Annotated in this window: 22 protein-coding genes; 21 read left to right on the forward strand and 1 reads right to left on the reverse strand. The window is 39.0% G+C overall.

The window, feature by feature from the left end; genetic code table 11:
• The first annotated feature begins 29 nt into the window (after window positions 1-29).
• The 6 genes from QT74_RS05115 to QT74_RS05140 all read left to right on the forward strand — a co-directional run bounded on the left by QT74_RS05115 (window position 30) and on the right by QT74_RS05140 (window position 5,823).
• Window positions 30-1,046, forward strand: a complete 1,017-nt coding sequence (locus tag QT74_RS05115) for a class I SAM-dependent methyltransferase (RefSeq protein ID WP_033765144.1) — start codon at window positions 30-32, stop codon at window positions 1,044-1,046.
• 343 nt (window positions 1,047-1,389) lie between these two features.
• Entirely contained in the window at window positions 1,390-1,725 is a 336-nt protein-coding gene (locus tag QT74_RS05120; RefSeq protein WP_033765146.1) for a hypothetical protein, read from the forward strand.
• The gene (gene rsmD / locus QT74_RS05125; RefSeq protein WP_033765148.1) at window positions 1,704-2,306 is read left to right on the forward strand and encodes a 16S rRNA (guanine(966)-N(2))-methyltransferase RsmD; all 603 of its coding nucleotides are present in this window, start codon (window positions 1,704-1,706) and stop codon (window positions 2,304-2,306) included. Before QT74_RS05120 ends, rsmD begins: the two co-directional genes overlap by 22 nt.
• Window positions 2,307-2,314: 8 nt before the next feature.
• The gene (fliL, locus tag QT74_RS05130; RefSeq protein ID WP_033765150.1) at window positions 2,315-2,866 is read left to right on the forward strand and encodes a flagellar basal body-associated protein FliL; all 552 of its coding nucleotides are present in this window, start codon (window positions 2,315-2,317) and stop codon (window positions 2,864-2,866) included.
• A gap of 6 nt (window positions 2,867-2,872) precedes the next feature.
• The gene (gene acpS / locus QT74_RS05135) at window positions 2,873-3,232 is read left to right on the forward strand and encodes a holo-ACP synthase (RefSeq protein WP_033765152.1); all 360 of its coding nucleotides are present in this window, start codon (window positions 2,873-2,875) and stop codon (window positions 3,230-3,232) included.
• 194 nt (window positions 3,233-3,426) lie between these two features.
• Complete coding sequence (locus tag QT74_RS05140) at window positions 3,427-5,823, forward strand: TonB-dependent receptor family protein (protein WP_195742341.1); 2,397 nt, start codon at window positions 3,427-3,429, stop codon at window positions 5,821-5,823.
• A gap of 3 nt (window positions 5,824-5,826) precedes the next feature.
• On the opposite strand, the gene QT74_RS05145 is transcribed toward QT74_RS05140, so the two are convergent.
• Window positions 5,827-6,447, reverse strand: coding sequence for a M48 family metallopeptidase (locus QT74_RS05145; protein ID WP_033765155.1), 621 nt, complete (start codon window positions 6,445-6,447; stop codon window positions 5,827-5,829).
• 81 nt (window positions 6,448-6,528) lie between these two features.
• On the opposite strand from QT74_RS05145, the gene QT74_RS05150 reads away from it, so the two are divergent.
• The 15 genes from QT74_RS05150 to QT74_RS05220 all read left to right on the forward strand — a co-directional run bounded on the left by QT74_RS05150 (window position 6,529) and on the right by QT74_RS05220 (window position 19,932).
• Window positions 6,529-7,380 (forward strand): glycosyltransferase family 25 protein, encoded by an 852-nt coding sequence (locus QT74_RS05150; protein WP_033765157.1) that lies wholly within the window; start codon window positions 6,529-6,531, stop codon window positions 7,378-7,380.
• Window positions 7,381-7,590: 210 nt separating this feature from the next.
• On the forward strand, window positions 7,591-8,625 hold the full coding sequence (locus QT74_RS05155) for a bifunctional 3,4-dihydroxy-2-butanone 4-phosphate synthase/GTP cyclohydrolase II (RefSeq protein WP_033765159.1): 1,035 nt from the start codon (window positions 7,591-7,593) through the stop codon (window positions 8,623-8,625).
• A gap of 179 nt (window positions 8,626-8,804) precedes the next feature.
• Window positions 8,805-9,551: a DUF3943 domain-containing protein gene (locus tag QT74_RS05160; RefSeq protein ID WP_229260714.1), complete on the forward strand. Its 747-nt coding sequence runs from the start codon at window positions 8,805-8,807 to the stop codon at window positions 9,549-9,551.
• Between the two features lie 88 nt (window positions 9,552-9,639).
• The gene (ribA, locus tag QT74_RS05165) at window positions 9,640-10,218 is read left to right on the forward strand and encodes a GTP cyclohydrolase II (protein WP_033596678.1); all 579 of its coding nucleotides are present in this window, start codon (window positions 9,640-9,642) and stop codon (window positions 10,216-10,218) included.
• 48 nt (window positions 10,219-10,266) lie between these two features.
• On the forward strand, window positions 10,267-10,488 hold the full coding sequence (locus tag QT74_RS05170) for a MoaD/ThiS family protein (protein ID WP_000230572.1): 222 nt from the start codon (window positions 10,267-10,269) through the stop codon (window positions 10,486-10,488).
• A complete protein-coding gene (locus QT74_RS05175; protein ID WP_033765161.1) occupies window positions 10,489-10,926 on the forward strand; it encodes a molybdopterin synthase catalytic subunit in 438 nt (145 codons plus the stop codon).
• Between the two features lie 12 nt (window positions 10,927-10,938).
• Window positions 10,939-11,469 (forward strand): molybdopterin adenylyltransferase, encoded by a 531-nt coding sequence (gene mog / locus QT74_RS05180; RefSeq protein WP_001193317.1) that lies wholly within the window; start codon window positions 10,939-10,941, stop codon window positions 11,467-11,469.
• A 9-nt stretch (window positions 11,470-11,478) separates the two neighbouring features.
• The gene (gene moaC, locus QT74_RS05185) at window positions 11,479-11,952 is read left to right on the forward strand and encodes a cyclic pyranopterin monophosphate synthase MoaC (RefSeq protein WP_033765162.1); all 474 of its coding nucleotides are present in this window, start codon (window positions 11,479-11,481) and stop codon (window positions 11,950-11,952) included.
• 118 nt (window positions 11,953-12,070) lie between these two features.
• A complete protein-coding gene (hpaA, locus tag QT74_RS05190; protein WP_033765164.1) occupies window positions 12,071-12,853 on the forward strand; it encodes a flagellar sheath lipoprotein HpaA in 783 nt (260 codons plus the stop codon).
• 28 nt (window positions 12,854-12,881) lie between these two features.
• Entirely contained in the window at window positions 12,882-13,718 is an 837-nt protein-coding gene (locus QT74_RS05195; protein WP_033765165.1) for an outer membrane protein, read from the forward strand.
• 111 nt (window positions 13,719-13,829) lie between these two features.
• The gene (gene tig, locus QT74_RS05200) at window positions 13,830-15,185 is read left to right on the forward strand and encodes a trigger factor (protein WP_033765167.1); all 1,356 of its coding nucleotides are present in this window, start codon (window positions 13,830-13,832) and stop codon (window positions 15,183-15,185) included.
• A 20-nt stretch (window positions 15,186-15,205) separates the two neighbouring features.
• A complete protein-coding gene (gene clpP, locus QT74_RS05205; RefSeq protein ID WP_000540573.1) occupies window positions 15,206-15,793 on the forward strand; it encodes an ATP-dependent Clp endopeptidase proteolytic subunit ClpP in 588 nt (195 codons plus the stop codon).
• Between the two features lie 4 nt (window positions 15,794-15,797).
• Window positions 15,798-16,322, forward strand: coding sequence for a peptide deformylase (gene def / locus QT74_RS05210; protein ID WP_033765169.1), 525 nt, complete (start codon window positions 15,798-15,800; stop codon window positions 16,320-16,322).
• A 5-nt stretch (window positions 16,323-16,327) separates the two neighbouring features.
• A complete protein-coding gene (locus QT74_RS05215; protein WP_033765170.1) occupies window positions 16,328-17,848 on the forward strand; it encodes a YifB family Mg chelatase-like AAA ATPase in 1,521 nt (506 codons plus the stop codon).
• A 23-nt stretch (window positions 17,849-17,871) separates the two neighbouring features.
• Window positions 17,872-19,932, forward strand: coding sequence for a heavy metal translocating P-type ATPase (locus QT74_RS05220; RefSeq protein WP_033765171.1), 2,061 nt, complete (start codon window positions 17,872-17,874; stop codon window positions 19,930-19,932).

The raw sequence follows: 19,932 nt of genomic DNA on the forward strand, positions 1-19,932 counted from the left end.
ATTGAGATGAGTTTAATGAAAGGAAAATCATGCGATCGTTTGGGAATTACATGCAAGAGTGGCTTTATGGAGAAAAGGGGTATTACAGAAAGGCGCTAATCGGTCAAAAAGGGGATTTTTACACTTCGGTGTCTTTGAGTAAGTTTTTTGGGGGCGCTATGGCGTTTTATATCATTAAGCTTTTAGAAGAAGAAAAATTATTGTTGCCTTTAAAGATTGTAGAAATTGGCTCTCATCATGGGTATTTTTTGAGCGATATAGCCAGTTTTTTAAACGCTTTGAGCGTGGGCGTAATGGAAAAATGTGAGTTTGTCAGCTGCGAGCCTTTAAAGGAATTGCAAAAACTCCAACGAACCATTTTCAAACAAGCCACGCAATTGGATCTGATGATCTGCGATCTGAAAGATCTAGATTTCAAGGGGCATGAAAGCGCGTTCGTTGTCTCTAATGAATTGTTTGACGCGTTCGCTTGCGAGATCATTAAAGATAACCAAATGCTTTTTATTACCCATGATCATCAGGGCGTTTGGGGCGCTATTGATGAACCCACTAAAGAACTTCTTAAAAATTTGGATTTAAAACAAGGGTGCGCGCCGTTATTTTTAGAGGCTTTCATTAAGGATTTGTTAGAAAAATTGGATGAGGCTTCTTCTTGGGTGTTTTTGAGCTTTGATTATGGCGATGAAACAGAGAGGAAAGACATGCATTTAAGGGCTTTTAAAAACCACCAAGCGCTGGATTTTAAGGATATTTTAAACCATCTGGCTTCTTTGTATCAGCAAAGCGATTTGACTTATGATGTCAATTTTTCTCTGGTGCGCTTTTTGTTTGAAAAACACCACGCGCAATTTTCATTCTTCAAATCGCAGGCTAACGCTTTGCTGGATATGGGGCTTATGGGGTTGTTAGAAACATTTTCAAAGAGCGTGGGTTATGAAAGGTATTTAAAAGAAGCGGCTAAAATCAAGCCCCTAATTAGCCCTGGGGGTTTAGGGGAGCGTTTCAAAGCGTTAGAGTTTGTAGAAAAAAAAAAAAATAAAATGTAAATTAAAAGCATTTTGACAATCTAATAATAATTAATAATAATAAAGAGTTTGCGTTTTTTTAAAGGGGAAAGGTAAGAGCGTCAGGACATTTTTTTAATGAAAAAGTTTATTAAAATGCTAAGTTATAGTAAAGAAGGAAGGAATATAATACCCTTCGCTCTTACCTTCGCCGGCCATTATACCAAAAAAAAAAAAGATGTTATTTGAGCTTTATTTTTAACATTCTATTTTTCTTTTTTACAAAATGAAACAATTTTTGAGTTTATTTAATATTGGTATTTAAAAGAAAGAATTGCTATAATTTGAAACAATTTAAGTCTATTGATGAGGTAAAAGGGGTTTTTTGAAAATTTTTCTTTCTTGTAAGTCTTTGTTGATCCAAAAGAGTTTGGAATTTTACTTGAGCGGTTGCCTCTCTCCTATAGAAGTTTGCGACTTTGTTTTAAGCGATGATGAAACGCTAGAGATTAATAAGCCCCTATGCTTTATAGAAGAACGCTTAAGAAAGCCTTTCACCAAACAGAGCGTGAAAGAAGATGTAAAAAATTTTTATCGCGCTTTAAAAGAGAGTGAAAAACCTTGCGAAGAATGCGAAGAAATCAAATTTTCTAAAGAGCAAAAGATTCAGCAATTATTAGAAGAATACACCCAAAAATTATGCCAAATCATCAGCCAGTAAAAAAATTTAAGATTATTGGGGGGGCTTGTAAGGGATTGGGCTTGAATTTGCCTAACATTTCTAGCACGCGCCCCACGAAAGCGATCGTAAGAGAGTCGTTTTTTAATACCTTGCAAGCAGAAATTATAGGAGCGCATTTTATAGAAGTGTTTTCAGGCAGCGCTTCTATGGGTTTAGAGGCTTTGAGTAGGGGGGCTAAAAGCGCGGTGTTTTTTGAGCAAAATAAAAGCGCTCATGCCACGCTTTTAGAAAATATCGCCCTCTTTAAAAACCGCTTAAAAAAGGAAATGGAAATTCAAACCTTTTTAGATGACGCTTTCAAGCTTTTGCCCACGCTGGGTTTAAAAAATGGCGTTTTGAATATTATTTATTTGGATCCTCCTTTTGAAACAAGCGGGTTTTTAGGGATTTATGAAAAATGTTTTCAAGCGTTAGAAAGGTTATTAAAACGCTCTCATTCAAAAAATCTTTTAGTGGTTTTTGAGCATGAAAGCGCGCATGAGATGCCTAAAAATCTTACAACTTTAGCTATAATCAAACAGAAAAAATTCGGGAAAACCACTTTAACTTATTTTCAATAGGAATAGGCATGGCAGAAGAACAAGAAAATACCGCGCAACAACCCCCCAAAAAAAGCAAAACCCTTTTATTTGTCATCATTGGAAGCGTGTTAGTGATGCTTTTATTGGTGGGGGTGATTATCATGCTGCTTATGGGGAATAAGGAAGAATCCAAAGAAAACGCTTCTAAAAACACCCAAGAAGTCCAAGCTAATCCTATGGCGAACAAAAATCAAGAAGCCAAAGAAGGCTCTAATATCCAGCAATATTTGGTGCTTGGGCCTTTGTATGCGATTGATGCGCCTTTTGCGGTGAATTTGGTCTCTCAAAATGGCAGACGCTACCTTAAGGCTTCTATTTCGCTAGAATTGAGCAATGAAAAGCTTTTGAATGAAGTCAAGGTTAAGGACACAGCGATTAAGGACACGATTATAGAGATTCTATCGTCTAAAAGCGTGGAAGAAGTGGTTACTAACAAAGGCAAAAACAAGCTTAAAGATGAAATTAAGAGCCATTTGAATTCGTTTTTGATTGATGGCTTTATTAAAAATGTCTTTTTCACTGATTTTATCATCCAATAGTTTTAAATGATTGGCGTAGATATTGTCTCTATTGCTAGGATAGAAAAGTGCGTGAAACGCTTTGAAATGAGGTTTTTAGAGCGTTTTTTATCGCCAAGCGAGATTGTTTTATGCAAGGATAAATCAAGCACGATTGCTGGGTTTTTCGCGCTTAAAGAGGCTTGCTCTAAAGCCCTTCAAGTAGGCATTGGCAAGGAATTGAGCTTTTTAGATATGCGTATTTCTAAAAGCCCTAAAAACGCCCCCTTAATCACCCTTTCTAAAGAAAAAATGGATTATTTTAACATCCAAAGCTTGAGCGCGAGCATCAGCCATGACGCTGGTTTTGCGATAGCGGTTGTGATGATCTCTCCGTCAAATTTATAAATAACGCGCCCTAAAACCCCCATAACATCCTGTTTTTAAAAAAAACGCTTAGCGGCTATTTGCAAAAAAAAATAAAAACACTAAAAACTTTTTTCAAATCGTTTTGATAACAAATTGTAAATCAATAGAATCAAACTTCAAAATTTAAGTTAATTATAATAATTATTTTTATAATATGCATCGGTTTGAATTAAATAAGAAAGGTTATCATAATGAATGGTTATTTGAGGGTAAAAACCCCGTATTTTTTAGCGTCGGTCGTTTTGACTTTTTGGACTTTTAATTCTTTTATGAGCGCGAAAGATAAGCACCATTTTTTAAAAAAAGTTACAACCACCGAGCAAAAATTCAGTTCCAGCGCACCGCTTTCATGGCAAAGCGAAGAGGTTCGTAATTCCACAAGCTCTCGCACGGTGATTTCCAACAAAGAACTCAAAAAAACGGGTAATTTGAATATTGAAAACGCTTTGCAAAATGTGCCAGGGATTCAAATCAGAGACGCTACAGGCACGGGCGTGTTGCCTAAAATTTCGGTGCGCGGTTTTGGTGGAGGCGGTAACGGGCATAGCAACACGAACATGATTTTAGTCAATGGTATCCCCATTTATGGTGCGCCGTATTCTAATATTGAACTGGCGATTTTCCCTGTAACTTTCCAGTCAGTGGATAGGATTGATGTGATTAAGGGGGGAACGAGCGTCCAATACGGCCCTAACACTTTTGGAGGCGTGGTGAATGTCATCACTAAAGAAATCCCAAAAGAGTGGGAAAATCAAGCGGCTGAAAGGATCACTTTTTGGGGGCGCTCATCCACAGGGGGTTTTGTAGATCCCAAAGAAAAAGGTAAGCCTTTAGCCCAAACTTTAGGAAACCAAATGCTGTTTAACACTTATGGGCGAACGGCCGGGATGTTGGGTAAGTATATAGGCATTAGCATGCAAGGCAATTGGATTAATGGGCAAGGTTTCAGGCAAGATAGCCCTACAAAGGTGCAAAACTACTTGTTGGATGCGATTTATAAGATCAATGCGACCAATACTTTTAAAGCCTATTACCAGTATTATCAATACAATTCTTACCATCCAGGCACTTTGAGCGCTCAAGATTACGCCTATAACCGCTTCATCAACGAGCGCCCTGACAATCAAGATGGAGGGCGGGCCAAGCGCTTTGGGATCGTGTATCAAAATTATTTTGGCGATCCGGATAGGAAAGTGGGGGGCGATTTTAAATTCACTTATTTCACGCATGACATGAGCAGGGATTTTGGGTTTTCCAACCAATACCAAAGCGTGTATATGAGCAGTCAAAACAAGATTTTACCCTTTAAAGGCAAGGGGGAAATCAGCGCGACTAACCCTAATTGCGGTTTGTATTCTTATAGCGATACGAATAGCCCTTGCTGGCAATTTTTTGATCAGATCCGTCGCTTCGTGGTGAATGCCTTTGAGCCAAAACTCAACCTCGTTGTCAATACCGGTAAAGTCAAACAAACTTTTAACATGGGAATGCGGTTTTTAACCGAAGATTTATACCGCCGATCCACCACTAGGAAAAACCCTAGCGTGCCTAATAATGGCAGTGGGTTTGATGCAGGAACTTCACTCAATAATTTCAACAATTATACCGCCGTGTATGTCAGCGATGAAATCAATTTCAATAACGGCATGCTAACGATCACGCCAGGATTGAGATACACTTTTTTAAATTATGAAAAAAAAGACGCTCCTCCTTTTAAGGTAGGCCAAACCCCAAAAACCACGAAAGAGCGTTATAATTGGTGGAATCCGGCAGTCAATGTCGGCTATAAACCCATTAAGGATTGGTTGTTTTATTTCAACTATCAAAGAAGTTACATTCCGCCCCAATTCAGCAATATTGGTAATTTTACAGGCACAAGCACGGATTATTTTCAAATCTTTAATGTCATAGAAGGCGGCTCAAGATATTATTTCAACAATCAAGTGAGTTTTAACGCGAATTATTTTGTGATTTTTGCGAATCACTATTTTACCGGGCGCTATGGGGATAATAAAGAACCGGTCAATGCGAGATCGCAAGGCGTGGAGCTGGAATTGTATTACACGCCTATTAGGGGGCTTAATCTCCATGCGGCTTACACTTTCATAGACGCTAATATCACCAGCCACACGATGGTCACTAACCCTGCTAATCCTAAAGGGCCTAAAAAAGATATTTTTGGCAAGAAACTCCCTTTTGTGAGTCCGCACCAGTTTATTTTAGATGCGAGTTACACCTACGCTAAAACCACGATTGGGTTAAGCTCTTTCTTTTATAGCCGAACTTATAGCGATGTGTTAAACACCGTGCCTTTCACTCAATATGCGCCCACGATTAAAAATGGGGCTATCACTACCAAAACAGCGGGCATGACGCCGTACTATTGGGTGTGGAATTTGCAAATTTCTAGCACTTTGTGGGAGCGCAAAAAGCAAAGCGTGAATGCAAGCTTGCAAGTCAATAATATTTTTAACATGAAATATTGGTTTAGCGGGATAGGCACCAGCCCTAATGGTAAAGAAGCCGCTCCTCCTAGGAGCATCACGGCGTATGTGAGCTATAATTTTTAAAATTTAGGGTTTCAATGGTTTGAGCAGTTGGGAATAAAAAATAATATTTTGCTTTAAATGATTTCTTAAGGTTTGGTAATTGGGGCAAAAGATTTCCACGCAACGCCAAAAATTTTGAGAATGGTTTTTGTGGATCGTGTGGGCGAGTTCATGGATGATGACATAATCAATGGCTTCTTTTTGAGCACTAATCAACAATAACGCAAAACTCAAGCGGTTATGATAAGAGCAGCTCCCTAAAACCTTGGCGTTGTTTCTAATATTAAAACCAGTGTATGCAGTTTGCATTTTTTGCGCGATTAAGGGGAGTTTGTGATCCAAGTAAGTTTTTAGGATTTTTTTAAGATCTTTTAAGGTGTAATCGTTAGCGTTTTTCACCTCATCAAAGATGAGGATTTTGTCCTTGTAATTTTTTAGGTTAGCGTGTAGGAGTGAGTATTTTTCTTGCATGATTGAAAAGGTTTTTTTTAGCCAAATTTCTTGCTCTTTTAAAAAAGCATTCGCTCTGGCTTGAGAGCAAGAATGGGGCATTTTGAGAAACACTTCTAAAGAGGGCGTGATATTCAAGCTCAGGGTTTTGATTTTTTTACTTTTTTGAATGGTAATAGGAATATCATCTAACATGGTGCGTATTTTACTAAAATTTGCGCTAGAATGTAAGTCTGTTTAATATTGATTTTATTTGTATTAAGAATTAAGGCTAACATGCGTGTTTTTATTATTCATTTAAGCCCAAAAACCTGTCAAAATTTTTCTTTAAAAGAAACTCATATAACCCCCCTTTTAGAGAGCCTTAAACTTCAAGGGATCTCTTATGAAATTTTTGATGCGATCTATTCTAAAATCTCTCCCACTCAATTACACCCCTTGATTTTAGAGCATTTGCACCCTTCTTTTATGGTTGAAGATTTATTGGCTTTTTGTAAAAATAAAAAACACCCCCCTTGCGCGTTCAAAAATTTCTTTTACGCGCTCAAGCATTGCGGGAAGAGAATGGGGTTTGGGGAGCTTGGGTGCTATGCGAGCCATTATTCCTTGTGGCAAAAATGCATAGAGCTTAATGAAGCGATCTGTATTTTAGAAGATGATATTATTGTAAAAGAGCGTTTTAAAGAGAGCCTGGAGTTTTGTTACCAACACATCAACGAATTAGGCTATATCCGCTTGATGCATTTAGAAGAAAATGTGGCTAAACAAAAAACTCCCGTTAAAGGGGTTTCTCAAATCTTAAATTTTAAAGATGGCATTGGCACTCAAGGGTATGTTTTAGCCCCCAAAGCCGCGCAAAAATTATTGAAATACAGCACGAAAGAATGGGTGATGCCTATAGATTGCGTGATGGATAGGCATTATTGGCATGGGGTCAAAAACTATGTGTTAGAAGAATTTGCGATTGCTTGCGATGGAATAAATACTCAAAACTCCAACACAGAAAAACAAAGGCCTAAAAAATTACCTTTAAGCATCAGGATTGGCCGTTTTTTGCATAAAAGTGCGGTTAAAATCTTGGATAAAGTTTTTAGGTATAGCCCAAAACCAATCATTAGAAAAAACTAATTATTAGAATTTGCAAACATTAGAATAAGTCTTTGAGCATTTCTTGCATATAGGGGAAGTTTCATTCAATTGATTTAAAGACTTAAGCGGTTTGCTAAATAAAGCAATAAAGTAATAATCGTTATTAAACATGCTATATTTCTTTTTTCACAATCTCAATTAATTTTTAATTGGATGAGACTAGGGGGAATGAGACTTTAGGGAGTTAGAATGATCTTAAGAAGAGTTACTGAAGCTTTAGAAGCGTATAAAAATGGCGAAATGCTCATTGTCATGGACGATGAAGACAGAGAAAATGAGGGGGATTTGGTTTTAGCTGGGATTTTTTCCACCCCTGAGAAGATCAATTTCATGGCCACGCATGCTAGGGGGTTGATTTGCGTGTCTTTGACCAAAGATTTAGCGAACAAATTTGAATTACCTCCTATGGTTAGCGTGAATGATTCTAACCATGAGACCGCTTTCACGGTGTCCATTGACGCTAAAGAAGCCAAAACCGGGATTTCTGCTTTTGAAAGGCATTTGACGGTTGAATTATTGTGTAAAGACACCACCAAACCGAGTGATTTTGTGCGCCCGGGGCATATTTTCCCTTTAATCGCAAAAGATGGAGGCGTGTTAGCGCGCACGGGTCATACTGAAGCGAGCGTGGATTTGTGCAAATTAGCTGGATTAAAGCCCGTGAGCGTGATTTGTGAAATCATGAAAGAAGACGGCTCTATGGCGAGAAGGGGGGATAAATTTTTGAGCGATTTCGCTCTTAAACATAATCTTAAAATCCTCTATGTCTCTGATTTGATTAGCTATCGTTTGGAAAATGAAAGTTTGCTGAAAATGTTTTGCCAAGAAGAAAGAGAGTTTTTAAAACACCAAACGCAATGCTACACTTTTTTAGATCACCAGCAAAAAAACCATTACGCTTTTAAATTTAAAGGCGTAAAAACCCATGATTTAGCCCCTTTAGTGCGTTTCCACCCTATCAAAGAGGATTTTGATTTTTTAACGACTGATGCGTTTGAAGTGTTTTTTAAAGCGTTAGAATATTTAAAGCGCGAAGGGGGCTATTTGATCTTTATGAACACCCATTCTGAACAAAACAATATCGTTAAAGATTTTGGGATCGGGGCGTTAGTGTTAAAAAATTTGGGGATAAAGGATTTCAGGCTCTTAAGCTCTTGTGAAGACAGGCAGTATAAGGCTTTGAGCGGGTTTGGGCTTAAGCTTATAGAAACGATTAGCCTTTGAGGCTTGTTAAGTTTTATTGAATGTGTTGTAATGTTTTTAAGGTATAATAAACTCTTTTTAAGTCAAGCGATAAAGTTTGCAACCTAATGAGAGTAATAATAAAGTTTATGCTGATTTCATTAAAAACATTCCTAAAAATATTATTGAAAATATTCCTAAAAACCTTCCAAAAGATTTGGATAGTTTGCGTTATTATTTGGGGGTTAGGCTGTAGTTTTTTAAACGCTAACAGCGTTCAATTAGAAGAAACGCTGAGACGAAATCCTAAAAATCTTATTTGGCAACACTTTAAAAAGAAGTTTAAAAAGAGCAACACGATCCCTTATGCCCCTAATAGCCGTTGGAAATATTTAGGCACAAGTATAGGGATTTTGGGTGTGTCTTTGGTGATAGGGATTGTGGGGTTGTATCTCATGCCAGAGAGCGTAACGAATTGGGATAGAGAAAAGTTTGGCGTCAAAAGTTGGTTTGAAAATGTCCGCATGGGGCCAAAACTAGACAATGATAGTTTTATTTTTAATGAAATCTTGCACCCTTATTTTGGGGCTATGTATTACATGCAACCGCGCATGGCTGGGTTTAGCTGGATGGTCTCAGCGTTTTTTTCCTTTATCACTTCCACGCTTTTTTGGGAATATGGCTTGGAAGCGTTTGTGGAAGTGCCTAGCTGGCAGGATTTGGTGATCACGCCCTTACTAGGTTCCATTTTAGGGGAAGGGTTTTACCAGCTCACGCGCTATATCCAACGCAACGAAGGCAAGCTGTTTGGCTCTTTATTTTTAGGGCGTTTAGCCATCGCCCTTATGGATCCTATAGGCTTTATCATTAGGGATTTAGGGCTTGGGGAAGCCTTAGGGATTTATAATAAACATGAAATCCGTTCTAGTCTAAGCCCCAATGGTTTGAATTTAACCTACAAATTTTAAGAATTTAAAATTTAAGAAAATTATAAAGAGTTTTGATAGAATACCTTTTTTTAAAAGACGCGTTTTAAAACTAATTTTAGGAGTATCCTTGAAACGATTAGAAGTTTCTAACCAAGCCAAATTACCCACTCAATTTGGGGAGTTTTATATCCAGTGTTTTAGAGAAAAGGGTTCTAATGGCTCTAAAGATCATTTAGTCATTTTCACCCCTAATTTTCCTCAAAACCCCTTAGTGCGCCTGCATTCAGAATGCTTAACGGGTGATGCTCTAGGCTCTCAAAAATGCGATTGCGGAGGGGCGTTGCAAATGGCGTTAGAAAGGATTTCTAAAGAAGGGGGGCTAGTGATTTATTTGCGCCAAGAAGGGCGTGGGATAGGGCTATTTAACAAAGTCAATGCCTACGCTTTGCAAGATAAGGGCTATGATACCATTCAAGCCAATGAAATGATAGGGTTTAAAGACGATGAAAGGGATTATAGTGTTGCGGGTGAGATTTTAGAATATTACCGCATTAAAAAAATGCGCTTGCTCACGAATAACCCTAAAAAAATCGCCGCTTTAGAAAAATACGCTGAGGTAACAAGAGAGAGCTTGATCGTGTGCGCTAATGAGCACAATCAAGGGTATTTGGAAGTTAAAAAGCTCAAAATGGGGCATTTATTGTGAAAACTCTTTTAAAATAAGCTTTAAAAGGCACAATATAGGGGTAAGATAATGGTAGAAGTGCGATTTTTTGGACCCATAAAAGAAGAAAATTTTTTCATCAAAGCGAATGATTTGAAAGAATTAAGAGCGATTTTACAAGAAAAAGAGGGCCTAAAAGAGTGGTTGGGCGTTTGCGCGATAGCCCTTAATGATCATTTAATAGATAATTTAAACACGCCTTTAAAAGATGGCGATGTGATCAGTTTATTACCACCGGTTTGTGGGGGCTAGGTGTTAAAAATCATTCAAGGGGCATTGGATACTAGCGAGCTTTTGAAAGCCTACCAAGAGGAAGCTCGCATGAAAAACTTTGGAGCGTTTTGTGTGTTTGTGGGGATTGTGAGAGAAGAGGGCAACGTTCAAGGCTTGAGTTTTGATATTTATGAAGCGTTGTTAAAGACTTGGTTTGAAAAATGGCGCCATAAAGCCAAAGACTTGGGCGTGGTGTTAAAAATGGCGCACAGCGTGGGCGATGTTTTGATAGGGCAAAGCTCATTTTTATGCGTTTTAATGGGAAAGAATAGAAAAAATGCCTTAGAACTATACGAAAATTTTATTGAAGATTTCAAGCGTAACGCCCCTATTTGGAAATACGATTTGATTGATAATGAACGCATTTACGCTAAAGAAAGAAGCCACCCTTTAAAAGGGAGTGGGCTTTTAGCTTAAAAAGGAGTTAAAATGCAAACGATTCATATAGGCGTTTTGAGCGCGAGCGATAGGGCGTCAAAAGGGATTTATGAAGATTTAAGCGGGAAGGCGATACAAGAAGTGTTGAGCGAATATCTGCTCAATCCTTTAGAATTTCATTATGAAATCGTCGCTGATGAAAGGGACTTGATTGAAAAATCGCTCATTAAAATGTGCGATGAATACCAATGCGATCTAGTCGTTACTACAGGAGGCACAGGCCCTGCTTTAAGAGATATAACCCCAGAAGCCACAGAAAAAGTGTGCCAAAAAATGCTTCCTGGGTTTGGAGAGCTTATGCGAATGACTAGCTTAAAATACGTGCCTACAGCGATTCTATCGCGCCAGAGCGCTGGCATTAGGAATAAGAGTTTGATCATCAATCTTCCTGGGAAGCCAAAAAGCATTAGAGAATGCTTAGAAGCGGTTTTTCCAGCGGTTCCTTATTGCGTGGATTTGATTTTAGGGAATTACATGCAAGTGAATGAAAAAAACATTCAAGCGTTTCGCCCCAAACAATAGGATAAAAAAATGCCGCTCACTCATTTGAATGGAGAAAATCAACCTAACATGGTGGATATAGGGGATAAAGAAACCACCGAAAGAATCGCTCTCGCAAGCGGTCGTATCAGCATGAATAAAGAGGCTTATGACGCTATTATCCATGGCGTTAAAAAGGGTCCGGTGTTACAAACTGCTATTATTGCTGGGATCATGGCGGCTAAAAAGACAAGCGAGCTCATTCCTATGTGCCATCCAATCATGCTCAATGGGGTGGATATTGACATTTTAGAAGAAAAAGAGACTTGCAGTTTTAAACTCTATGCGAGAGTCAAAACTCAAGCTAAAACGGGCGTGGAAATGGAAGCGCTAATGAGTGTGAGCGTAGGGCTTTTAACCATTTATGACATGGTGAAAGCCATTGATAAGAGCATGACAATTAGCGGTGTGATGTTAGAATATAAGAGTGGAGGCAAAAGCGGGGATTATAACGCTAAAAAATAGAAAAAAACTAATAATCTAAAGATGTTAGGGTAAAATAACATTTTGACAACAAAAGCGTTTTGGTTGCTTCGGGTTTGTTGTTATGGAAGTCTGAAATATTACAATCAAGGATAGAACGATGAAAACAAATGGTCATTTTAAGGATTTTGCATGGAAAAAATGCCTTTTAGGCGCGAGCGTGGCGGCTTTATTAGTGGGGTGCAGCCCGCATATTATTGAAACCAATGAAGTCGCTTTGAAATTGAATTACCATCCAGCTAGCGAGAAGGTTCAAGCGTTAGATGAAAAGATTTTACTTTTAAAGCCAGCTTTCCAATACAGCGATAATATCGCTAAAGAGTATGAAAATAAATTCAAGAATCAAACCACGCTTAAGGTTGAAGAGATCTTGCAAAATCAGGGCTACAAGGTTATCAATGTGGATAGCAGCGATAAAGACGATTTTTCTTTTGCACAAAAAAAAGAAGGGTATTTGGCTGTCGCTATGAATGGCGAAATTGTTTTACGCCCCGATCCTAAAAGAACCATACAGAAAAAATCAGAACCCGGGTTATTATTCTCCACTGGTTTGGATAAAATGGAAGGGGTCTTAATCCCGGCCGGTTTTGTCAAGGTTACCATACTAGAGCCTATGAGTGGGGAATCTTTAGATTCCTTTACGATGGATTTGAGCGAGTTAGACATTCAAGAAAAATTCTTAAAAACCACCCATTCAAGCCATAGCGGAGGGTTAGTTAGCACTATGGTTAAGGGGACGGATAATTCTAATGATGCGATTAAGAGCGCTTTGAATAAGATTTTTGCAAATATCATGCAAGAAATAGATAAAAAACTCACTCAAAAGAATTTAGAATCTTATCAAAAAGACGCCAAGGAATTGAAAAACAAGAGAAACCGATAAAGACAAATAACGCATAAGAAAAGAACGCTTGAATAAACTGCTTAAAGGGGGTGTTTTAGCGTTCTTTTTGAGCGTGTATTTAAGGGCTGATGATTTGGTTACTTACACCATCATCAAAAAAGAAGATCTAGGATACCAGCGGTTTTTAGCCAAGAAGTGTTTAAGGGGTAAAACCCACCCTCCATGTTTTGCTGAGCCTAAAAAGCCCAAAAAAAAACTTTTTAACATAGACAAAAGCTCCCATTATTATGGCACAAGCGTGGTGCAAATGTCATGGCTACAGAGTAGGGAAAAATTTGAAAACCATTCAAAATACCGAGACATTCCTTTTGCTGAAGTCAGTTTGATTTATGGCTATAAACAATTTTTTCCTAAAAAAGAGCACTACGGTTTCCGCTTTTATATTTCTTTGGATTACGCTTATGGGTTTTTTCTTAAAAATAAAGGCGTTTTAGGCGATAGTTTGAGGGAGAGTTCGCAAATCCCTAAAAGCTATAGAGAAAAATTGCAAAGAAAAGAGACTTTTATCAACGCTATTTTTTACGGCACGGGAGCTGACTTTTTATACAAACGCGCTTTTGGAACGCTGATTTTAGGGATGAATTTCGTGGGCGAAACCTGGTTTTATGAAACAAAGATTTTTAAAAAGTGGGCTAAAGATCCTTTGAGCGTTTATCACCCTTACATGTTTCAAGTGATGTTGAATGTGGGGTATCGTTACCGTTTTTCAAGGTATAAGAATTGGGCGATAGAATTTGGCGCACGCATCCCTTTTTTAACCAATGATTATTTTAAAACCCCTTTATACACCCTTCATTTCAAGCGCAATCTTTCTGTCTATCTCACTTCAACTTATGACTTTTAGTTTTTTAAATTTTTGAAAACTAGAATTAAAACCGCTTTTTATCAACCGGAATTAAAACAAATTAAGCTATAATGATACAAAAATTTAATTTTTTAGCCATTAAGGAAAAAAATGAATCTTGAAGTGAAAAAGATTGACACCGCTAACGCCCGTTTGAGCGCTAAACCTTCCATTGAAAATTTAGAAAAGCGTTATGATAAAATCGCTCAAAAAATCGCCCAAAAAGTTAAGATTGATGGCTTTAGAAGAGGTAAAGTCCCCCTTAGTTTAGTGAAAACCCGTTATCAAGCCCAAATTGAACAAGACGCTCAAGAAGAGATGATTCAAGAGGTTTTAAAAAACGCTTTTAAGGAATTAGGGATTGAAAATAAGGATTTAATCGGCAGCCCCAATCTCACTAAATTTGAAAAAAAAGACACGCATTTTGAAATAGAAGCGGATATTGGCTTAAAACCCACGATTGTTTTAGACAAGATCAAAGAGTGTGTGCCTAGCGTGGGAGTGGAAATCCCCAATGAAGAAAAAATTAATGAGCGTTTGAAACAGCTCGCTAAAGATTATGCGAAATTTGTGGATATTGACGCTCAAAGAAAGGCTCAAAACGACGATAAATTAACGATTGATTTTGAAGGCTTTATAGATAATGCGCCTTTTGAAGGGGGCAAGGCTGAGAATTTCAGTTTGATTTTAGGCAATAAGCAAATGCTAGAAGATTTTGAAAAGGCTCTTTTAGGCATGCAAGCGGGCGAAGAAAAAGAATTCCCTTTGACTTTCCCTAGCAAATACCACGCAGAGCATTTAGCCGGCAAAGAAGCCCTTTTTAAAGTGAAATTGCACCAGATTCAAGCGCGTGAAGCGTTAGAAATCAATGACGAACTCGCTAAAATCGTGCTAGCCAATGAAGAAAATGCAACTCTAGAGCTTTTAAAAGAGAGGGTTGAAGGGCAGTTGTTTTTAGAAAATAAAGCCAGACTCTATAACGAAGAGCTGAAAGAAAAATTGATTGAAAATTTAGACGAAAAGATCGTTTTTGATTTGCCTAAAACGATCATAGAGCAAGAAATGGATTTGTTGTTCAGGAACGCTCTTTATTCCATGCAGGCTACGGAAGTCAAATCCTTACAAGAAAGTCAAGAAAAAGCCAAAGAAAAGCGTGAGAGCTTTAGGAATGATGCGACAAAAAGCGTGAAAATCACTTTTATCATTGACGCTTTAGCGAAGGAAGAAAAAATTGGCGTGCATGACAATGAAGTCTTTCAAACTCTGTATTATGAAGCGATGATGACAGGGCAAAACCCAGAAAGCCTCATTGAGCAATACCGCAAAAATAACATGTTAGCGGCGGTGAAAATGGCGATGATTGAAGATAGGGTGTTGGCTTATTTGTTGGATAAAAACCTGCCTAAAGAGCAACAAGAAATTTTGGAAAAGATGAGACCCAACGCTCAAAAAACTCAGGTGGGTTGAACAGCTAAAAAGGAGAAGTGATGGGATACATTCCTTATGTAATAGAGAATACCGATCGTGGGGAGCGTAGCTATGATATTTACTCGCGCCTTTTAAAGGATCGCATTGTTTTATTGAGCGGTGAGATTAATGACAGCGTGGCGTCTTCTATCGTGGCCCAACTCTTGTTTTTGGAAGCTGAAGACCCTGAAAAAGACATTGGCTTGTATATCAATTCTCCCGGTGGGGTGATAACAAGCGGTCTTAGCATTTATGACACCATGAATTTTATCCGCCCTGATGTTTCCACGATTTGCATCGGCCAAGCGGCTTCTATGGGGGCGTTTTTACTGAGCTGTGGGGCTAAGGGCAAGCGCTTTTCACTGCCCCATTCAAGGATTATGATCCACCAGCCTTTAGGGGGGGCTCAAGGGCAAGCGAGCGATATTGAAATCATTTCTAACGAGATTCTCAGGCTTAAGGGTTTGATGAATTCTATTTTGGCTCAAAACTCAGGGCAGAGTTTGGAGCAAATCGCTAAAGACACGGACAGGGATTTTTACATGAGCGCTAAAGAAGCTAAAGAGTATGGCTTGATTGATAAAGTGTTACAGAAAAATGTGAAGTGATTGCATGGCGTTATTAGAGATTATCCATTACCCTTCCAAAATCTTAAGAACGATTTCTAAAGAGGTCGTTTCTTTTGATGCAAAACTCCACCAACAACTAGATGACATGCATGAGACTATGATCGCTAGTGAGGGGATAGGGTTAGCCGCTATTCAAGTGGGCTTGCCTTTAAGAATGCTCATCATCAACCTCCCGCAAGAAGACGGCGTGCAACACAAAGAAGACTGCTTAGAAATCATTAACCCTAAGTGGATAGAAACTGGGGGATCAATGATGTATAGAGAAGGGTGCTTGTCTGTGCCAGGATTTTATGAAGAGGTGGAGCGCTTTGAAAAGGTTAAGATAGAGTATCAAAACCGCTTCGCTGAAGTGAAAGTTTTAGAAGCGAGTGAGCTTTTAGCGGTAGCCATTCAGCATGAGATCGATCACCTCAATGGCGTGTTATTCGTGGATAAATTATCCATTTTGAAGCGTAAGAAATTTGAAAAAGAACTCAAAGAGCTGCAAAAAAAACAAAAACACGAGTAATAACCATGATTAACACGATATTTTGCGCGACCATGCAAAGGGGAGTGGCAGAAATCGTGGCTGTGGAAGCGACTTTCACAAGGGCTTTGCCGGCGTTTGTGATTTCAGGCCTGGCTAATAACTCTATCCAAGAAGCCAAGCAACGAGTCCAATCGGCTTTACAAAATAACGATTTCACTTTCCCGCCTTTAAAAATCACCATCAACCTTTCCCCTTCAGATTTGCCTAAATCCGGGAGCCATTTTGATTTGCCTATCGCTCTTTTAATCGCTTTGCAAAAACAAGAATTGGCCTTTAAAGAGTGGTTTGCTTTTGGGGAGTTGGGGCTTGATGGCAAGATCAAACCCAATTCCAATATTTTCCCCATGCTTTTAGACATTGCCATCAAACGCCCTCATGCAAAAGTCATCGCGCCTAAAGCCAATGAAGAGCTTTTTTCGCTCATTCCTAATTTGCAATGCTTTTTTGTGGAGCATTTTAAAGAAGCCTTAGAAATCTTGCAAAACCCTGAAATCAAAGCGCACACCCACATTAAAAACCTCCCTTTTGAAACGATAGAAATCCACCACAAAGAGTATTATTTTTCAGACACCTACGCTTTAGATTTTAAAGAAGTTAAGGGGCAAGCTATCGCTAAAGAAGCCGCTTTGATCGCTAGCGCTGGGTTTCATAACCTGCTTTTAGAGGGAAGTCCAGGGTGCGGTAAAAGCATGATCGTTAATCGCATGCGTTATATTTTACCTCCCTTAAGTTTGAATGAAATCCTAGAAGCCACAAAATTACGCATTTTAAGCGAGCAAGACAGCACCTATTACCCCTTAAGAAGCTTTAGAAATCCGCACCAAAGCGCTTCAAAATCCAGCATTTTAGGCTCAAGCTCTTTAAAAGAGCCAAAACCTGGCGAAATCGCATTAGCACATAACGGCATGCTTTTTTTTGATGAATTGCCTCATTTTAAAAAGGATATTTTGGAAGCCTTAAGAGAGCCTTTAGAAAACAATAAATTAGTGATCTCACGAGTGCATAGTAAGATTGAATACGAAACCTCTTTTTTATTTGTAGGGGCTCAAAACCCTTGCTTGTGCGGGAATTTACTCAGCACCACTAAAGCATGCCGTTGTCAAGATAGAGAAATCACGCAGTATAAAAACCGCTTGAGCGAGCCTTTTTTGGATAGGATTGATTTGTTTGTGCAAATGGAAGAGGGGAGCTATAAAGACGCGCCACCGCATTCTTGGACTTCAAAAGAAATGCACCAATTGGTGTTATTAGCTTTCAAACAGCAAAAATTAAGAAAACAAAGCGTTTTTAATGGTAAGCTTAATGAAGAGCAGATCGAACAATTTTGCCCTTTAAATTTTGAAGCGCAAAAGTTGTTGGAGCAGGCGGCTGAAAGGTTTAATCTGTCCATGCGATCTATCAATAAAGTCAAAAAGGTCGCTAGGACGATTGCGGATTTAAACGCTTGCGAGAATATAGAAAAATCTCACATGCTTAAAGCGTTGAGTTTTAGAAAAATTTCTTAAAATTTTTTAATAAGGGAGAGAAAATGCAAGAATACCACATTCATAATTTGGATTGCCCTGATTGCGCGGCTAAATTGGAAAGGGATTTGAACAAACTAGACTATGTGAAAAAAGCTCAAATCAATTTCAGCACCAGCAAGTTGTTTTTGGATACGAGCGATTTTGAAAAGGTTAAGGCTTTCATCAAGCAAAACGAACCGCATTTGAGCCTGTCCTTTAAAGAAGCCGTAGAAAAACCCTTGAGTTTTACCCCACTCATCAGCACGATTATTGTCTTTTTGGGCGCGATTTTAATCTTGCACCTTGATCCTAGCCCTTTCATTGAAAAAGCAGTGTTTGTGGTGCTAGCTTTAGTGTATCTCATAAGCGGTAAAGATGTGATTTTAGGGGCGTTTCGTGGGCTTAGAAAAGGGCAATTCTTTGATGAAAACGCTCTCATGCTCATTGCGACTATTGCAGCTTTTTGCGTGGGGGCTTATGAAGAAAGCGTCTCTATTATGGTGTTTTATTCAGCGGGCGAATTTTTGCAAAAACTCGCTATCGCTCGCTCTAAAAAATCCCTTAAGGCTTTAGTGGATGTCGCTCCTAATTTGGCTTATTTGAAAAAGGGCGATGAATTAGTGAGCGTTGCGCCTGAAGATTTAAGAATTAATGACATTGTGGTAGTGAAAGTCGGCGAAAAAGTGCCTGTGGATGGCGTGGTAGTTAAGGGCGAAAGCTTGCTAGATGAAAGGGCGTTGAGTGGGGAGTCTATGCCTGTTAATGTCAGCGAACGCTCTAAAGTTTTAGGGGGGAGCTTGAATTTAAAAGCGGTCCTTGAAATTCAAGTGGAAAAAATGTATAAAGATTCTTCTATCGCTAAAGTGGTGGATTTGGTCCAGCAAGCCACGAATGAAAAGAGCGAAACCGAGAAATTTATCACTAAATTTTCACGCTACTACACCCCAAGCGTTTTATTCATTGCGTTAATGATCGCTGTATTACCGCCCTTGTTTTCTATGGGGAGCTTTGATGAGTGGATTTATAGGGGGCTTGTGGCTTTAATGGTGAGCTGCCCTTGCGCGTTAGTGATCTCTGTGCCTTTAGGGTATTTTGGGGGCGTGGGAGCGGCGAGCCGAAAGGGCATTTTAATGAAAGGCGTGCATGTTTTAGAGGTGCTTACCCAAGCTAAAAGCATCGCCTTTGATAAAACCGGCACTTTGACTAAAGGCGTTTTTAAAGTAACAGATATTGTGCCGCAAAACGGGCATTCTAAAGAAGAAGTTTTGCATTACGCTTCTTGTTCGCAGCTTTTATCCACGCACCCGATCGCTTTATCCATTCAAAAAGCATGCGAAGAAATGTTAAAGGACGATAAGCACCAGCATGACATTAAAAATTACGAAGAAGTGAGCGGGATGGGGGTTAAAGCGCAATGCCATACGGATCTAATCATCGCAGGGAATGAAAAAATGCTGGATCAATTCCATATCGCGCACAGCCCTTCCAAAGAAAACGGCACGATCGTGCATGTGGCTTTTAACCAAACTTATATAGGCTATATCGTCATTAGCGATGAGATTAAAGATGACGCCATAGAGTGCTTAAGGGATTTGAAAGCGCAAGGGATAGAAAATTTTTGCATTTTGAGCGGGGACAGAAAAAGCGCGACTGAGAGCATCGCTCAAACCCTAGGCTGTGAATATTATGCGAGCTTGTTGCCTGAAGAAAAAACGAGCGTGTTTAAAACTTTTAAAGAACGCTATAAAGCCCCGGCGATTTTTGTAGGCGATGGCATTAATGACGCTCCAACTCTAGCGAGCGCTGATGTGGGGATTGGCATGGGGAAAGGCTCAGAATTGAGTAAGCAAAGCGCAGACATTGTAATCACCAATGACTCTTTAAGCTCTTTGGTGAAAGTTTTAGCGATCGCTAAAAAAACTAAAAGCATCATTTGGCAAAATATCTTGTTCGCTTTGGGGATTAAAGCCGTTTTTATCGTGCTAGGACTTATGGGGGTAGCGAGCTTGTGGGAGGCGGTCTTTGGCGATGTGGGGGTTACGCTTTTAGCCTTAGCCAATTCCATGCGCGCAATGAGGGCTTAA

Origin of the sequence: Helicobacter pylori SA213A (assembly GCF_000476275.1) — a bacterium.
Classification (GTDB): domain Bacteria; phylum Campylobacterota; class Campylobacteria; order Campylobacterales; family Helicobacteraceae; genus Helicobacter; species Helicobacter pylori_CL.

Coding starts and splice junctions, on each gene's coding strand:
- QT74_RS05115 (WP_033765144.1), top strand. CDS start 30: ATGCGATCGTTTGGGAATTACATGCAAGAGTGGCTTTATGGAGAAAAG.
- rsmD (WP_033765148.1), top strand. CDS start 1,704: ATGCCAAATCATCAGCCAGTAAAAAAATTTAAGATTATTGGGGGGGCT.
- fliL (WP_033765150.1), top strand. CDS start 2,315: ATGGCAGAAGAACAAGAAAATACCGCGCAACAACCCCCCAAAAAAAGC.
- acpS (WP_033765152.1), top strand. CDS start 2,873: ATGATTGGCGTAGATATTGTCTCTATTGCTAGGATAGAAAAGTGCGTG.
- QT74_RS05145 (WP_033765155.1), bottom strand. CDS start 6,447: ATGTTAGATGATATTCCTATTACCATTCAAAAAAGTAAAAAAATCAAA.
- QT74_RS05150 (WP_033765157.1), top strand. CDS start 6,529: ATGCGTGTTTTTATTATTCATTTAAGCCCAAAAACCTGTCAAAATTTT.
- QT74_RS05155 (WP_033765159.1), top strand. CDS start 7,591: ATGATCTTAAGAAGAGTTACTGAAGCTTTAGAAGCGTATAAAAATGGC.
- QT74_RS05170 (WP_000230572.1), top strand. CDS start 10,267: ATGGTAGAAGTGCGATTTTTTGGACCCATAAAAGAAGAAAATTTTTTC.
- mog (WP_001193317.1), top strand. CDS start 10,939: ATGCAAACGATTCATATAGGCGTTTTGAGCGCGAGCGATAGGGCGTCA.
- moaC (WP_033765162.1), top strand. CDS start 11,479: ATGCCGCTCACTCATTTGAATGGAGAAAATCAACCTAACATGGTGGAT.
- hpaA (WP_033765164.1), top strand. CDS start 12,071: ATGAAAACAAATGGTCATTTTAAGGATTTTGCATGGAAAAAATGCCTT.
- tig (WP_033765167.1), top strand. CDS start 13,830: ATGAATCTTGAAGTGAAAAAGATTGACACCGCTAACGCCCGTTTGAGC.
- clpP (WP_000540573.1), top strand. CDS start 15,206: ATGGGATACATTCCTTATGTAATAGAGAATACCGATCGTGGGGAGCGT.
- def (WP_033765169.1), top strand. CDS start 15,798: ATGGCGTTATTAGAGATTATCCATTACCCTTCCAAAATCTTAAGAACG.
- QT74_RS05215 (WP_033765170.1), top strand. CDS start 16,328: ATGATTAACACGATATTTTGCGCGACCATGCAAAGGGGAGTGGCAGAA.
- QT74_RS05220 (WP_033765171.1), top strand. CDS start 17,872: ATGCAAGAATACCACATTCATAATTTGGATTGCCCTGATTGCGCGGCT.